Annotated in this window: 1 protein-coding gene (running past one end of the window); it reads left to right on the top strand. The window is 68.7% G+C overall.

Annotated elements, in window-relative coordinates; translation table 11 throughout:
• Positions 1-35 precede the first annotated feature (35 nt).
• Positions 36-17,019, top strand: the 5' portion of a protein-coding gene (locus tag K5H97_RS15385; RefSeq protein ID WP_222577990.1) for a non-ribosomal peptide synthase/polyketide synthase. Its footprint extends 8,474 nt past the window's final position; the window shows 16,984 of its 25,458 coding nt (coding positions 1-16,984); its start codon is at positions 36-38; the stop codon falls past the right edge of the window.

Here is a 17,019-nt window from a genome sequence, read left to right as displayed (position 1 = left end):
AGCATTTCCGACTGGCTAAAGCAGGATGCTTACCAATGCTCTTCAGCGAACTCATGGCAGCGCTCTCCACCCGTGCGATCCGACTCCAGCGCGAGGAGGCCGACCTGATCGTCGAAGGCGATGAAGACACGCTCGATGACGCCCTGTGGGACGCGTTGGCGGCCCACAAGCCGGCGCTCTTGCAGATGCTTGCCGGCCTGGATCATGGATGGTTGAGCCCGGCGTTGCGCATCACGCCCGAGATGCTGCCCCTGGCTGGTCTCGACCAGGCGGCCATCGACCGCATTGTTGCCACTGTGCCCGGCGGCGCGGCCAACCTGCAGGATATCTACCCGCTGGCGCCGCTGCAGGAGGGCATGCTCTACCACCACCTCACGGCGGCCGATGGCGACCCCTATGTGCTGCAGGCCCAACTGCGCTTCGCCAGCCCCGAGCGCCTGCAGGCGTTCGCCGAGGCCCTCGACTGGGTGATCCAGCGCCATGACATCCTGCGCACGGCGCTGGCCTGGGAATACCTCGACCAGCCGCTGCAGGTGGTGTGGCGCAAGGCGCCGCTGGTCTGCGAGGCCGTCGAGCTGAACGGCGACGAGGATGTACGGGGCCAGTTGCGGGCGCGTTTCGACACTCATCACTACCGCATGGACCTGGGCCAGGCGCCGCTACTGCGCCTGGTGCATGCCCAGACCCGCGACGGCGAGGTAATGGCCTTGCTGCTGTTCCATCACACCGTCATGGATCACACCGGGCTGGATATCGTGCGCCGCGAGATCCAGGCCTACCTGACGGGTGAAGGTGAGCGACTGCCGGCCCCGGTGCCGTTCCGCGACCTGCTGGCCAGAAGTCGGCAGGCCCAGGATGAACAGGCCCATGAGGCCTTCTTCGGCGCCATGCTCGCCGATATCGACGAGCCGACCCTGGCCTTCGGTATCCAGGAGGTGGCCGGCCAGGCCATGGAGGAAGCCAGGCTGACCCTGGCTTCCAGCCTTAGCCAGCGCCTGCGGGCCCAGGCCCGGCTGCTCGGCGTGAGCCCGGCGAGCATCATGCACCTGGGGCTGGCGCGCCTGCTTGGGGCGCTGTCCGGACGCGAGTCGGTGGTGTTCGGCAGTGTGCTGCTCGGGCGTATGGCGGCGGGTGAGGGCGCTGAACAGGCCCTGGGCATGTTCATCAACACCTTGCCACTGCGCGTCGACCTGTGCGGGCAGGGTGTGCGTGAGGCGCTGTTGGTCACCCATCGACAACTGACGGCGTTGCTCGGCCATGAGCAGGCGCCCCTGGCCCTGGCCCAGCGCTGCAGCGGCGTGGTGGCGCCGACGCCGCTGTTCAACAGCATGCTCAACTACCGCCACAGTGCGGCGGGCGATGCGGCCGAGGTGATCGCGGTGGCGCCGGGCATTGATGTGGTGGGGGCCGAGGAGCGCACCAACTACCCCTTGAACCTGGCCGTCGACGACCTCGGCGAGGACCTGCGCCTGACGGTCCAAGCCCTTGCCGAGTGGGGCGCAGAGCGCTTGTGTGGGCAGTTGCGGCAGGTATTTGAAGGGGTGGTGGAAGCGCTCGAACAGCAGCCCGAGCGGCCATTGCTGGACCTGCCGGTGCTGACCGTCGAGGAACGCCATCACCTGCTGGTGGACTGCAATGACACGGCGGTCGACCATGACCTGGACCTGCCGCTGCACGCCCTGTTCGAACACCAGGCGCAGCTGCGCCCCGAAGCCGTCGCGGTGGAGACCGATGGCGAGCGACTGAGCTATCGGCAACTCGACGAGCAGGCCAACCGCCTGGCCCACCATCTGATCGAACTCGGGGTCAAGCCCGACGACCGGGTGGCGATTTGCGTCGAACGCAGCGTTTCGATGGTGGTTGGCCTGCTGGCCATCCTCAAGGCCGGTGGCGCCTACGTGCCGCTCGACCCGGGTTACCCGGCCGGGCGTATCCGTCATATGCTCGAAGACAGCGCGCCATTGGCGGTGCTGGTCCACAGCGCTACCCGCGAGGTACCGGGCGAGGTGGCGGTGCCACGGATCGACCTCGACCAGCCGACCTGGGAAGCCTTGCCGGCCACCTGCCCACGGGTGACCGGGCTCACCCCACGGCACCTGGCCTATGTGATCTACACCTCTGGCTCCACCGGAATGCCAAAGGGGGTGATGGTCGAGCACCGCAGCGTGGTCAACCTGGTGCGCTGGGCCGCGGGGCTGTGCCCGACCCGCGCCGACGGCGCGCTGCTGCACAAGACGCCGATCAGTTTCGACGCCTCGGTGTGGGAGCTGTTCTGGCCGCTGGGCAGCGGGTTGCGTCTGGTGCTGGCGCGACCGGACGGCCAGCGCGACGCGGATTATGTCGCACGGGAGATCATTGAACGGCAGGTCAGCGTGGTGCAGTTCGTGCCGGCGCTGTTGCAGCAGTTCGTCGAGCAGACGCGTAGCGCGCAGTGCGCCAGCCTGACCGATATCGTCTGCGGTGGCGGTGAGCTGACCGAATCCCTGGCACGCCAGGTGCGCGAGCGCTTGCCTCAGGTGCGCCTGCACAACGTCTACGGACCCACCGAAACCACGGTCGACTGCACTGTCTTCACCCTGGAGCCAGGACAACCTGTGCCCCACGGCGCACTGCCGATCGGCCGGCCCATCGACAATACCCGTCTGTACGTCCTGGACGACGCCGACCAGCTACTGCCGTGGGGCGTGGCCGGGCACCTGCACATCAGTGGCGCGGGGGTGGCGCGGGGCTATCTGGGCCTGGCAGGGCAGCAGGCCGAGCGCTTTATCGAGAGTCCGTTCGTCAAGGGTGAGCGCCTGTACCGCAGCGGTGACCTGGTGCGTCAGCGCGCGGACGGGAGCCTTGCGTTCCTTGGCCGAAACGACCACCAGATCAAGCTGCGCGGCCTGCGCATCGAACCGGGCGAGATCGAGGCCTGCCTGAACCGCCTGCCTGGCGTGCGCGAGGCGCTGGCGCTGGTTCACGAGCATCCGCACAGCGGCCCACGCCTGGTGGCCTACCACAGCGGTCAGGCCCAGGTCGCGCAAGACCTGCGTGAGCATCTGCTGGGCCAATTGCCCGAGTACATGGTGCCGGCGCTGTTCATTCACCTCGAGGCCATGCCGTTGACGCCCAATGGCAAGGTCGACCGCAAGGCCCTGCCGGCGCCCGAAGCACCGATGCGGCAGTACCAGGCTCCCGAGGGGCCGGTCGAGACCGCCCTGGCGGCGATCTGGACGGATCTGCTCGGTGTCGAGGCGGTGGGGCGTGACGACAACTTCTTTGAATTGGGCGGCCATTCGCTGCTGGCGGTGCGTCTGGTCGAACGCATGCGCCAGCAGGCGCTGCAAGCCGATGTGCGGGTGCTGTTCAGCCAGCCCACACTGGCGGCGCTGGCGGCGTCGGTGGGTGCTCGGGCGACTGTCGCCGTGCCGGCCAACCGCATCCCCGTCGATTGCACGCGGATCACTCCGGACATGCTGCCCCTGGCCAGCCTCGACCAGGACGCCATCGATGCGCTGGTGCGCCAGATCCCCGGCGGCGTGGAAAATGTCCAGGACATCTACGGCCTGGCGCCGTTGCAGCAGGGCATTCTCTACCATCACCTGGCCAGCGAAGGCGCCGACCCCTACGTGGTGCAGGCGCGTTTCGCCTTTGCCGGTCAGGCCGAGCTGGACGCGTTCGTTGCGGCGCTGAACCAGGTCATCGCCCGCCACGATATCCTGCGCACCAGCCTGCACTGGCAGGGCCTGGACGAGGCGGTGCAGGTGGTCTGGCGCGAGGCGCCGCTGGTGCCGAGCCCGGCGCTGGAGACACTGCGGCTCGACCTGGGGCAGGCGCCACTGTTGCGCCTGAGCAGCCAGGTCCAGGCCGGTCACCTGGAGGCGACCCTGCTGCTGCACCATATCCTCCTCGACCACACTGCCGTGGAGCAGCTGGTGGCCGAAATCGGTACCTTGCTGCAAGGGCAGACGGCGCTGCCGGACAGCGTGCCGTACCGCAACTACGTGGCCCAGGCGCGTCTGGGCGCCGACCCGCAGGCCGACGAGGCGCTGTTCCGCGAGCTGCTGGGCGATATCGACGAACCGACCGAGGTGTTCGGTTTGCGCGAGGCCCAGGTCGATACGGGCCTGGTCAGTGAAAGCCGCCAGCCGCTGGAGCCGGAACTGGGGGCTCGTCTGCGTGGCCAGGCCAGGGCGCTCGGGGTCAGCGTCGCCAGCCTGGTGCACCAGGCCTGGGGCCAGGTGCTGGCGCAGTTGTCCGGCCGCGAGGACGTGGTGTTCGGCACCGTGCTGCTTGGTCGCCTGCTGGGCGGCGAGGGCGCCGACCGGGCGCTGGGCATGTTCATCAATACCTTGCCGCTGAGGGTCAGCGTGGGGGCTGCGGGCGTAGCCGACGGGGTCCGCCTGACCCATCAGCGCCTGGCGCGCCTGCTGGCGCACGAACAGGCGTCCCTGGCCCTGGCCCAGCGTTGCAGTGGCGTACCGGCGTCCCGGGCGCTGTTCACCAGCTTGCTGAACTATCGCCACAGTGCCGGTAAACCGGCCGAGGGGCCAGCTTGGGACGGGATCGAACTGCTGAGCGCGCAAGAGCGCAGCAACTATCCGCTGGTGGTCAGTGTCGACGATTACGGTAATGACTTCAGACTGACGGTGCAGGCCGTGGCCCCCGTGGACGGTGGTCGGGTCTGCCAGCTGCTGCGCATGGCGCTGTTGCAACTGGTCACGGCGTTGGAACAGACGCCGAGGAGCGCGCTGAATAGCCTCCATCGCCTGCCGGAAGCAGAGCGCGAACGCGTCCTGCGGCAGTTCAACGCCACGGCGCGTGAATATCCGCGTGAACTGGCCGTGCACCGATTGTTCGAGGCCCAGGCCGTGAATTCGCCGGATGCGCTGGCGGTGGTCCAGGGTCAGCGTCGATGGACCTTCGCCCAGCTCGAGGCCCAGGCCAATCGCCTGGCCTATTTCCTGCTCGAACAGGGCGTGCGGGCTGGCGATCGGGTGGCCTTGCTGCTGCCTCGTTCGTTCGACCTGCTGGCGGCCCAGCTGGCGGTGAGCAAATGCGCGGCGGTGTTCGTGCCGCTGGACGGCAACGCCCCGGCCGAGCGCCAGGCGTTCATGGTGGCCGACAGCCAGGCGCGGCTGGTGCTGACCCACAGCGACCAGCCGCAAGTGGAGGGCGCGCGCCGGGTCGAACTCGACCGCCTCGACCTGAGCGGATATACCGATGCGCCGCTGGGCCTGGCGGTGGACGCCGGCAGCGTGGCGTACATCATGTACACCTCTGGCTCCACCGGCACGCCGAAGGGCGTGCAGGTGCCGCACCGGGCCATCGTGCGCCTGGTGATCAACAACGGCTTTGCCGATTTCAACAGCCAGGACCGCGTGGCCTTCGCCTCCAACCCGGCGTTCGACGCCAGCACCCTGGAAGTCTGGGCGCCACTGCTCAACGGCGGCGCGGTGGTGGTGATCGACCAGGACACGGTGCTGTCGCGCCAGGGCCTGCGCGAAGTGCTGCTGGAGCAGGGCGTCACCGTGCTGTGGCTGACCGCCGGCCTGTTCCACCAGTTCGCCGACGACCTGCTGCCAGCGTTCCGAGCGCTTCGCTACCTGATGGTCGGTGGCGATGTGCTGGACCCGGCGGTGATCGCCCGGGTACTGCGCGATGGCGCGCCGCAACACCTGCTCAATGGCTACGGCCCGACCGAGGCCACTACTTTCAGCACCACCCACGAAATCACCGTGGTGGGCGAGGGCAGCATCCCGATTGGCAAGCCGATCGGCAACAGCCGCTGCTATGTGCTCGATGCCCGCCAGCAACTGCTGCCAGTGGGGGCGGTGGGCGAGTTGTATATCGCCGGTGACGGCGTGGCCCTGGGCTACCTGGGCCAGCCGGAACTGACGGCTGAGCGCTTCCTGCCCGATCCGTTCAACGGCGGCACGATGTACCGCAGCGGCGACCTGGTGAGCTGGCAGGCCGACGGTACCCTGCGTTACCTGGGCCGTGCCGACCAGCAGGTCAAGCTGCGTGGCTTCCGTATCGAGCTGGGCGAGATCGAGGCGCGTCTGAGCGAGTGTCCGGGGGTTCGCGATGCCGCCGTGATCGTGCGGGAGGACGCGCCGGGCGATAGGCGCCTGGTCGCTTACTTCACCGGCCAGGTGCCGACCATCGGCGAGCTGCATGAGCGTCTGCAAGGCGTGCTGCCGGACTACATGCTGCCGTCGGCCTATGTGCGCCTGGATGCGCTGCCGCTGACCGCCAACGGCAAGCTCGACCGCCGCGCCTTGCCTCAGCCGGGCAGTGAGGCGCTGGTCAGCCGTGCCTTCGAGGCGCCGCAAGGTGAGATCGAAACCGCGCTGGCCGCGATCTGGGCCGAAGTGCTCAAGGTCGAGCAGGTTGGTCGCCATGACCACTTCTTCGAACTCGGTGGCCACTCGCTGCTGGCGGTGAACCTGATCGAGCGTATGCGCAAGGCCGGGCTGGATGCCGACGTGCGCGTGCTGTTCGCCCAGCCGACGCTGGCGGCGCTAGCGGCGGCGGTGGGTTCGGGGCGTGAAGTGGCAGTGCCTGAGAACCGTGTGCCGCAAGGTGCGACGCAGATCACCGCGGACATGCTCAGCCTGATCGAGCTGGACCAGGCCAGCATCGACCGCATCGTCGCCAGCGTGCCGGGTGGTGCGGCCAACGTCCAGGAAATCTACCCGCTGGCGCCGTTGCAATCGGGCATTCTCTACCACCACCTTAGCGCCGAGCAGGGCGACCCGTACCTGCTGCAGTCGCGCCTGGCCTTCGACAGCCTGGAGCGGCTGCGTACCTGGGCCGAGGCCTTGCAACAGGTCATCGACCGCCACGACATCCTGCGCACCTCGGTGGTCTGGGAAGGGCTGGGCGAGCCGGTGCAGGTGGTCTGGCGCCAGGCCCAGCTGGCAGTCAGTGAGGTCACCGGACTGGGCGAAGCGGCGGTGATCGAGCAACTGCAGGCCCGTTTCGATGCCCGTCAGCAGCGTCTGGACCTGACCCGGGCGCCCTTGCTGCGCCTTGCCTATGCCGAGGATCCGCGCCAGGGCGAGTGGGTAGCCCTGCTGCAGTTCCACCACCTGACCCTCGACCACGCCGCCATGGCCGTGGTCGGCGAGGAGATGCAGGCGCTGCTGGACGGACGTGGCACCACGCTGCATGCAGCGGTGCCGTATCGCAATTATGTCGCCCAGGTTTGCCTGGGCGACGATCAGGCCGGCCACGAGGCGTTCTTCCGTGCGCAACTGGGTGATATCGACGAGCCGACCCTGCCGTATGGCCTGGCCGATGTGCAGGGGGACGGGGGGCAGGTCGAACATGCCGCGCTGCTGCTGCCGGCCACCCTGGCCCATGGGTTGCGTGAGCAAGCGCGGCAGCGCGGCGTCAGCGCCGCCAGCCTGGTGCACCTGGCCTGGGCTCGCGTGGTGGGCGTGCTGGCGGGGCGCGGTGACGTGGTGTTCGGCACCGTGCTGATGGGCCGCCTGCAAGCAGGCGAGGGCGCCGACCGGGCGCTCGGCATGTTTATCAACACCCTGCCATTGCGGGTGGATACCGCGTTGCCGGTGGACCAGGCGCTGCGCCTCACCCATAAGCGATTGTCGGCCCTGCTTGGTCACGAGCACGCGCCCCTGGCGCTGGCCCAGCGTTGCAGCGGCGTGGCTGCTTCGGCGCCATTGTTCAGTGCCTTGCTCAACTACCGCCACAGTACCGAGGGTGTCGCTCGCGACGGTGAGGGCATCTGGCAGGGCGTGCGCCTGCTGGGTGGCGAGGAGCGCAGCAACTACCCGCTGACCCTGAGCGTCGACGACCTGGGTGAGGGCTTCAGCTTGAGCGTGCTGGCCGCCGAAGGGCTGCCGGCGGCGCAGATCGGCGGCTGGATGGTCAATACTCTCGGCCAATTGGTGCAGGCCCTGCAGCAGTGCCCGGGGCAAGTGGTCGAAGCCTTGCCGATGCTGGATGACGAAGCTTCGCGCCAGGTGCTGGAGGACTTCAACGCAACAGCCGAGGCCTATTCGCAAGGGCAGACCGTGCACGCGCTGGTCGAGGCCCAAGCGCCTGAAGCATTGGCCGTTGTACAGGGTGAGTTGCGTCTGAGCTACGGCGAGCTCAACCAGCGTGCTAACCGCCTGGCTCATCACCTGATCGAGCGTGGCGTGGTCTTGGGCGACCGTGTGGCGCTGTGCCTGGAACGTGGTCCGCAACGGATGGTGGCGATGCTGGCCGTGCTCAAGGCCGGCGCGGCGTATGTGCCGGTCGATCCGGGCTATCCGGCGCAGCGGATTGCCTATCTGCTCAGCGACAGCGCGCCAGCGCTGGTGCTGGTCGAATCGACCACCGAAGCCTTGGTCGGCGATGTAGCTAAAGTCTTGATGGATGGCGATGACTGGCTCGACCAGGCGGCCAGCAACCCTGTGGTTGCAGGGCTGGACGCGCATCAGTTGGCCTATGTCATCTACACCTCCGGTTCCACCGGCCAGCCCAAGGGGGTGATGGTCGAGCACCGCACCCTGGCCAACCTGATTCACTGGCATTGCCAGGCGTTCGCGCTAGGCGAGGGCAGCCATACCTCCAGCGTCGCCGGTTTCGGTTTCGACGCCATGGCCTGGGAAGCCTGGCCGGCGCTGTGCGCCGGGGCGTTGCTGCACCTGCCGCCGGCGTCCATCGGCGGCGAGCATGTCGATGAACTGCTCGACTGGTGGCTGGAGCAGCCGCTGCACGTGAGCTTCCTGCCGACACCGGTCGCCGAGCAGGCGCTGCGCCGCGAACGCCAGCACCCGACCCTGCGCACGCTGCTGGTCGGCGGTGATCGCCTGCGCCAGTTCGACCGTGATCCGGGCTTTGCGCTGGTCAACAACTATGGCCCGACCGAAACCACCGTGGTGGCGACGTCGGGGCAACTGCAACCGGGCGGTGCGCTGCATATCGGCAAGCCGACCGCCAACACCCGCGTTTATGTGTTGGATGAGCAGCGCCAGCCTGTACCGGTGGGTGTGATTGGCGAGTTGTACATCGGTGGTGCGCAGGTCGCCCGAGGTTACTTCAACCGTCCTGAACTGACCGCCGAGCGCTTTGTCGACGATCCGTTCAACGGCGGCCGGATGTACCGCACGGGCGATCTGGTGCGCTGGAATGCCGACGGCACGCTGGACTACCAGGGCCGCAATGACGACCAGGTGAAGATCCGTGGCGTGCGGGTCGAGCTGGGCGAGATCGAAGCCGCGCTGAAGGCTGAGCCGGGTATCGCGGATGCCGTGGTACTGGTGCGCAACGAACGCCTGCTGGCCTGGTTCACAGCAACCGCCGTGGTCGATCTCGACACCCTGCGCCAAGGGCTGCAAACCCGCCTTCCTGGCCACTTGATACCGCAAGCCTTCGTCCGCCTGGACGAGTTGCCACTGACCCGCCACGGCAAGCTGGACCGCAAGGCGCTGCCGGACCCTGATCCTTCGGCGGTGGCACGCGAGGTCTATGTCGCCCCAATCGGCGCGACCGAGGAGGCGATGGCCGCGATCTGGGCTGAAGTCCTGGGCATCGAACAGGTCGGTCGCCACGACAACTTCTTCGAACTCGGCGGCCACTCGCTGCTGGCGGTAAGCCTCACCGCGCGCCTGCGCCAGGCCGGCCTGCAGGCCGACGTGCGCACGTTGTTCGGCCAGCCAACGGTAGCGGCGTTGGCGGCGACCCTGGGCCATGGCCGCCAGGTCGAAGTGCCGGCCAACCGGATTCCGGCCGGCTGCACCCGGATCACTCCGGACATGCTGCCACTGGTGGACCTTGAACCGACTGCCATCGAGCGCATCGTCGCCACGGTGCCGGGCGGCGCGGCCAACGTGCAGGACATCTACCCACTGGCGCCGTTGCAGGAGGGCATCCTTTACCACCACCTCAGCTCGCCGGAGCACGATCCCTATGTGCTGCAGTCGCGCATGGCGTTCGACAGCCCGGCACGCCTGGAGGCGTTCGCCAGGGCCTTGCGCCAGGCCATCAGCCGTCATGACGTGCTGCGTACCGCCGTGCTCTGGGAAGGCCTGGCGCAACCGTTGCAGGTGGTCTGGCGCGAGGCGCCGCTGCTGGTCGCGCCGTTGGATGGGCAAGACCTGCAACGCCTCGACCTGGCCCGGGCACCGCTGATCCGCCTGCTGTATAGCGGCGTGACCGGCAGCGAGCGCATCGAGGCGCTATTGCAGTTCCACCATATTGTCCTCGATCACACCGCCCTGGAGATCATCGGCGCTGAGTTGCTGGGCTACTTGCAGGGCAGCGCCGCGCCGGTGCAGGCCCCGGTGCCTTATCGCAACTATGTGGCCCAGGCGCGCCTGGGCGTCAGCCAAGCCGAGCACGAGGCGTTCTTCCGTGCGCAACTGGGCGATATCGACGAGCCGACGCTGCCCTACGGCCTGAGCGATGTACAGGGCGACGGTCAGGCCGTCGAGGAAGCCTGGCTGTGGCTGGACGAAACCCTGGCCGCGCGGCTGCGGCAACAGGCCCGGCAGCTGGGCATCAGCCCCGCCAGCCTGTTCCACCTGGCCTTCGCCCGCCTGCTGGCTGCCGTCAGCGGCACCGATCGTGTGGTGTTCGGCACCGTGTTGCTGGGCCGCCTGGAGGCCGGCGAGGGCGCCGAGCGGGCCCTGGGCATGTTCATCAACACCTTGCCGCTGCGCCTGGACCTTGCAGGCCTCGACCTGCAGGACGCCTTACGCCTGACCCAGCAGCGCCTGAGTGCCTTGCTGGTGCATGAGCACGCGTCGCTGGCACTGGCCCAGCGTTGCAGTGGCGTGCCGGCCCCGGCGCCGCTGTTCAGCGCCATGCTCAACTACCGCCATGGCCAGGCGGCGAGCGAAGATCGGCGCCAGCAGTGGCAGGGCATCGAGTTCCTCGATGGCCAGGAGCGCAGCAACTATCCACTGAGCTTGAGCGTGGATGACATGGGGGAAGGCTTCCGTCTGGTGGCGATGACCCCGGCAAGCGTTGGCGCCCAGCGGATCTGCGGGCAAATGCGGCACGTGCTGCAGGGCATGGTGGAAGGTCTGGAGGCTCAGCCACGGCACGCGCTGCTGTCGGTCCCGGTATTGCCGGACGATGAGCGTGGGCATCTGTTGCAGGCCTGGAACGCGACGGCCCAGGCCGGTGATGTCGAACAGCCCATCCAGGCATTGTTCGAGCAGCAGGTGGCGCGCGATCCCGAGGCGGTCGCGGTGCAGTCGGAGGAAGGACAACTGAGCTATCGCCAGCTCAACGCCGAGGCCAACCGCCTGGCCCACCACCTGATCGCGCTGGGCGTGCAGCCTGACGACCGGGTGGCGATCTGTGTCGAGCGCGGCCTGTCGCTGGTGGTCGGCCTGCTGGCCATCCTCAAGGCCGGCGGGGCCTATGTGCCGCTGGACCCGGATTACCCGGCAGATCGTATCGGCCACATGCTCGCCGACAGTCAGCCGCGAGTGCTGCTGGTGCAACGAGGCACGCGGACGCTGGTCGGCGAAGCGGCGTTGCCGCAGGTCGATCTCGATCAACCGAGCTGGGCCGGACAGCCGGACAGCGACCCGCGGGTGCCCGGGCTTAACGGCGCGCACCTGGCCTATGTGATCTACACCTCTGGTTCCACCGGCCTGCCCAAGGGGGTGATGGTCGAGCACCGCAACCTGGCCAACCTGGTGCACTGGAGTGCGCGCCGGTTCCCGGCCGGCGGCGCGGTGCTGCACAAGACCCCGGTGAGCTTCGACGCCTCGGTGTGGGAGCTGTTCTGGCCGCTGTGCAGCGGGCTGCGCCTGGTGCTGGCCAAGCCGGATGGCCAGCGCGACCCGCAGTACCTGGCCGGGCTGATCCGCCAGCAGCAGGTCGGCGTGGTGCAATTCGTGCCCGCATTGTTGCAGCAGTTCCTCGACCAGGACGACAGCGCCGCCTGCGCCAGCCTGACCGATATCGTCTGCGGCGGCGGCGAGTTGACCGAGGCCTTGGCCCGGCAGGTTCGCCAGCGTTTGCCGCAAGTGCGCCTGCACAACGTCTACGGTCCCACCGAAACCACGGTCGACTGCAGCGTCTGGACCCTGGAACCCGGACAACCGATTCCATTTGGCGCGTTGCCGATTGGCCACCCCATCGACAACACCTGCCTGTACGTCCTCGATGCCCACGACCAGCCGGTACCCTGGGGCGTCGCCGGCCAGCTGCATATCGGCGGCGCCGGGGTGGCGCGTGGCTACCTGGGGTTGCCGGAGCAACAGGCCGAACGCTTCATCGCCAGCCCGTTCGTCGAGGGTGAGCGCCTGTACCGCAGCGGCGACCTGGTACGCCAGGCAGCCGATGGCAGCCTGACGTTCCTGGGTCGCACCGACCACCAGATCAAGCTGCGCGGGCTGCGCATCGAGCCGGGCGAGATCGAGGCCTGCCTGAACCGCTTGGCCGGCGTGCGTGAGGCCCTGGTGCTGGTCCAGCGGCATCCACACGGCGGTGATCGCCTGGTCGCCTACCACCGTGGCGAGCCGCAGCCGGCCGACGCGCTGCGTCAGGCATTGCTGGCGCGGTTGCCGGAGTACATGGTGCCGGCGCTGTTCATCCACCTCGACAGCTGGCCGCTGACCCCCAACGGCAAGCTCGACCGCAAGGCGCTGCCGTTGCCGGACCTGCAGGCGCGCCAGTACGAGGCGCCACAGGGCGAGACCGAGGTGCTGCTGGCCGAGATCTGGTCGCAACTGCTGGGCGTGGAGCGGGTAGGGCGACACGACAACTTCTTCGAACTGGGCGGTCACTCGCTGCTGGCCGTAACCTTGACCGCGCGCCTGCGCCAGGCCGGCCTGCAGGTGGATGTACGCACCCTGTTCGGCCAGCCGAGCGTGGCAGCGCTGGCGGCCACCCTGGGCCAGGGTGGCGCGGTGACAGTGCCGGCCAACCGGATCCCGGCGGGTTGCACCCAGATCACCCCGGACATGCTGCCGCTGGTGAGTCTGGAGCCGGCCGCCATCGAGCGTATCGCCGCCGCAGTGCCGGGTGGTGCGGCCAATGTCCAGGATATCTACCCCCTGGCGCCGTTGCAGGAGGGCATCCTCTACCTGCACTTGAGCGCCGTAGGCGCCGATCCCTATGCCCTGCGCGCGCGGCTGCGCTTCGACAGCCCGGCGCGTCTGCAGGCGTTCGCCCAGGCCCTGGAGCAGGTCATCGCCCGGCATGACATCCTGCGCACCGCAGTGCTCTGGGACGGTCTGCCGCAACCGGTGCAGGTGGTCTGGCGCCAGGCGCCGCTGCAATTGGCGCCGCTCGACGACGCCCACCTGGCGCGCCTGGACCTTGGTCAGGCGCCGCTGATCCGCCTGCTGCACCGCACCGAGCCGGGCAGCCAGCGGGTCGAGGCGGTGCTGCAGTTCCACCATATCGTGCTCGACCATATCGCCATGCAGGCGGTGCAGGCCGAACTGCGCAGCTACCTGCTGGGGCAGAGCGAGCCGTTGCCGGCCTCGGTACCGTACCGCAACTATGTGGCCCAGGCGCGCCTTGGCGTCAGCGAGGCCGAGCACGAGGCGTTCTTCCGCGACCGCCTGGGCGATATCGACGAGCCGAGCCTGCCGTTCGGCCTGCGCGAGGTGCAAGGCGATGGCCGCGCCCTCGATGAGGCCGAGGTAGCGTTCGAGGGCGCCCGCTATGCTCGCCTGCGCGACCAGGCTCGACAGCTGGGGGTGAGCACCGCAAGCCTGGTGCACCTGGCATGGGCGCGCCTGCTGGCGGTGGCCTGCGGCAAGGGCCGCGTGGTGTTCGGCACCGTGTTGCTGGGCCGCCTGCAGGGCGGCGAGGGCAGCGAGCGGGCACTGGGCATGTTCATCAACACCCTGCCGTTGCGGGTCGAGCTGGACGGGTTGGGCGTGCGCGACGGCGTGCTGGCCACCCACCGCGAGCTGTCGGCGCTGCTGGTCCACGAGCACGCCTCGCTGGCCCTGGCCCAGCGCTGCAGCCAGGTGGCCGCGCCGCTGCCGCTGTTCAGCGCCATGCTCAACTACCGCCAGAGCACCCGCGCCGCGCCGCAGCCACAGGCCTGGGAGGGGATCGAGACCCTGGGCAGCGAAGGGCGCACCAACTACCCGCTGAGCCTGAACGTCGATGACTTCGGCGATGGCCTGCGCCTGGGCGTGCAGGTGTCGGCCCAGGTGGGCGCGCAGCGGGTCTGCGCGCAGATGCTGCAGGTGCTGGACGGCCTGTTGCTGGCGCTTGAGCAACAGCCGCAGCAGGCGCTGAACCGGTTGCCGGTGCTCAATGCCGAGGCGCGGCGCCAGGTGCTGGTCGATTTCAACGACACGACGGTGGCGTACGACCTGGAGCAGACCCTGCACGGCATGATCGAGGCCCAGGTGCGACGCATGCCGCAGGCCATTGCAGTGAAGTCCGAGGAAGGCGAGCTGACCTATCGCCAGCTCGACGAGCAGGCCAACCGCCTGGCCCATCACCTGATTGCGCTGGGGTTAAAACCCGACGATCGCGTGGCGATCTGCGTCGAACGCGGCCTGTCGATGGTGGTCGGCTTGCTGGCCATCCTCAAGGCCGGCGGCGCCTACGTCCCGGTCGACCCGGACTACCCGGCCGAGCGCATCCGTCACATGCTCGATGACAGCGCGCCGCGGGCGGTGTTGGTGCACGGCGCCACCCGCGACGTGCCGCAGGCGAGTCGGGCGACGTTGATCGACCTCGACCGGCCAACCTGGCAGGCGCAGCCGGCGCAGGCCCCACAGGTGCCCGGGCTGACCCCGCGACACCTGGCCTATGTGATCTACACCTCCGGCTCCACCGGCCTGCCCAAGGGCGTGATGAACGAGCACGCCGGGGTGGTCAACCGCCTGCTGTGGATGCAGGACGCCTACCGGCTGGGCGCCGGTGACGTGGTGTTGCAGAAAACCCCGTTCAGCTTCGACGTATCGGTGTGGGAGTTCCTCTGGCCGCTGCAGACCGGCGCCCGTCTGGTGATGGCACGCCCTGGAGGACATCGTGACCCCGAGTACCTGCGCGAGGTTATCCGTGAAGAGCAGGTCAGCACCTTGCACTTCGTGCCGTCGATGCTCGATGTGTTCCTCGCCCATGGCCAAGTCCTGCCGCACCAGCTCAAGCGCGTGCTGTGCAGCGGCGAGGCCTTGCCCGGCAGCCTGGTACGGCGTTTCCACGCACAGCTGCCGACGGTCGAGCTGCACAACCTGTACGGCCCGACCGAGGCGGCGGTGGATGTCAGCGCCTGGCACTGCGTGACGGCACCGGACAACACGCCGATCGGCAAGCCGATCGCCAATACCGCGCTGTACGTCCTGGACGCCCAGGGCGAGCCGGTACCGGTGGGCGTGGCCGGCGAGCTGTATATCGGTGGCGTGCAGGTGGCGCGGGGGTATCTCAACCGCGAGCAACTGACCGCCGAACGCTTCCTTGATGATCCGTTCTCGCTCAGGACCGGTGGCCGGATGTACCGCACCGGCGACCTGGCCCGCTACCTGGCCGATGGCAACCTGGAGTACCTCGGGCGCAACGACGACCAGGTGAAGATCCGCGGCCTGCGCATCGAACTGGGCGAAATCCAGGCCTGCCTGACCCGTATCGAAGGGGTCAAGGAGGCGGTGGTGCTGGCCCGCGAGCAGCGCCTGGTGGCGTACTACACCGGTGCCCGGCAGGCGCCGGACACGCTGCGCGCAGCGCTGCTGGGCCAGTTGCCGGAGTTCATGGTGCCGGCTTCGTTCACCTACCTCGAGGCGCTGCCGCTGAGCCCCAACGGCAAGCTCGACCGCAAGGCGCTGCCACAGCCGGAAGCCACGCAGCAGGTCTACGAGGCGCCGCAAGGCGAAGTCGAGACCCTGCTGGCGCAGCTGTGGAGCGAACTGCTGGGCGTGGACCGGGTCGGTCGTCATGACAACTTCTTCGAGCTCGGCGGCCACTCGTTGCTGGCCGTGACCCTGACCGCGCGCATGCGCCAAGCCGGCCTCGCGGCGGATGTGCGGGTGCTGTTCGGTCAGCCGAGCCTGGCCGCGCTGGCGGCGGCGGTGGGCGGCGAGGTGACGCTGGAGGTGCCGGCCAACCGTATCCCGGCGGGCTGCACACGCATCAGCCCCGACATGCTGCCGTTGGCGACGGTGGAGCAGGCCGCGCTCGACAGCCTGGTGCAGAGAATCCCCGGCGGCGCGGCCAACATCCAGGACCTGTACGCCCTGGCGCCGTTGCAGCAGGGCATTCTCTACCACCACCTGGCCAGCGCCGAGGTCGACCCCTACGTACTGCAACTGAACTTCGCCTTCGCCGGCCAGACCGAGCTGGAGGCCTTCGTCGCGGCGCTGAACCAGGTCATCGCCCGCCACGACATCCTGCGCACCAGCGTGCACTGGCAGGGGCTCGACGAAGCGGTGCAGGTGGTCTGGCGCGAGGCGCGCCTGGACCTTGAGCCGGCACTGGACAGCCCGCGCCTGGACCTGGGCCGCGCACCATTGATGCACCTGAGCCGCCAGGTGGAAAAGGGCCGCTTGCAGTCGACCCTGCTGCTGCACCATATCCTCCTCGACCACGCCGCCATGGAGCTGCTGGTGGCCGAGGTCGGCGACGCGCTGCTGGGGCGCATGCCCGAGGGTGACAGCGTCCCTTACCGCAACTATGTGGCCCAGGCTCGCCTGCGCGACGACAGCCAGGCGCAGGAGGCACTGTTCCGCGAACTGCTCGGCGATATCGACGAGCCGACCGAAGTGTTCGGCCTGCGCGGGGCGCGGGGCGACGGCAGCCACGTGCTCGACCACCGCGAGCGCCTGGATGAGCCACTGGCCCTGCGCCTGCGTCAGCAGGCACGGTTGCTGGGCATCAGCGTCGCCAGCCTGGTGCACCAGGCCTGGGGGCAGGTGCTGGCGCAACTGTCCGGCCGCGAGGAAGTGGTGTTCGGCACCGTGCTGCTCGGTCGCCTGCAGGGCGGCGAGGGCGCCGAGCGCGCGTTGGGCATGTTCATCAACACCTTGCCATTGCGGGTCAGCGTGGGCGGGATGGACGTGGTCGACGGCGTGCGCCTGACCCATCAGCGTCTGGCGC

This window comes from Pseudomonas mosselii, from assembly GCF_019823065.1.
Classification (GTDB): Bacteria; Pseudomonadota; Gammaproteobacteria; order Pseudomonadales; family Pseudomonadaceae; genus Aquipseudomonas; species Aquipseudomonas mosselii.
Note: the sequence above shows the minus strand (reverse complement) of the source record. Positions and strands in the feature narration are given on the sequence as shown.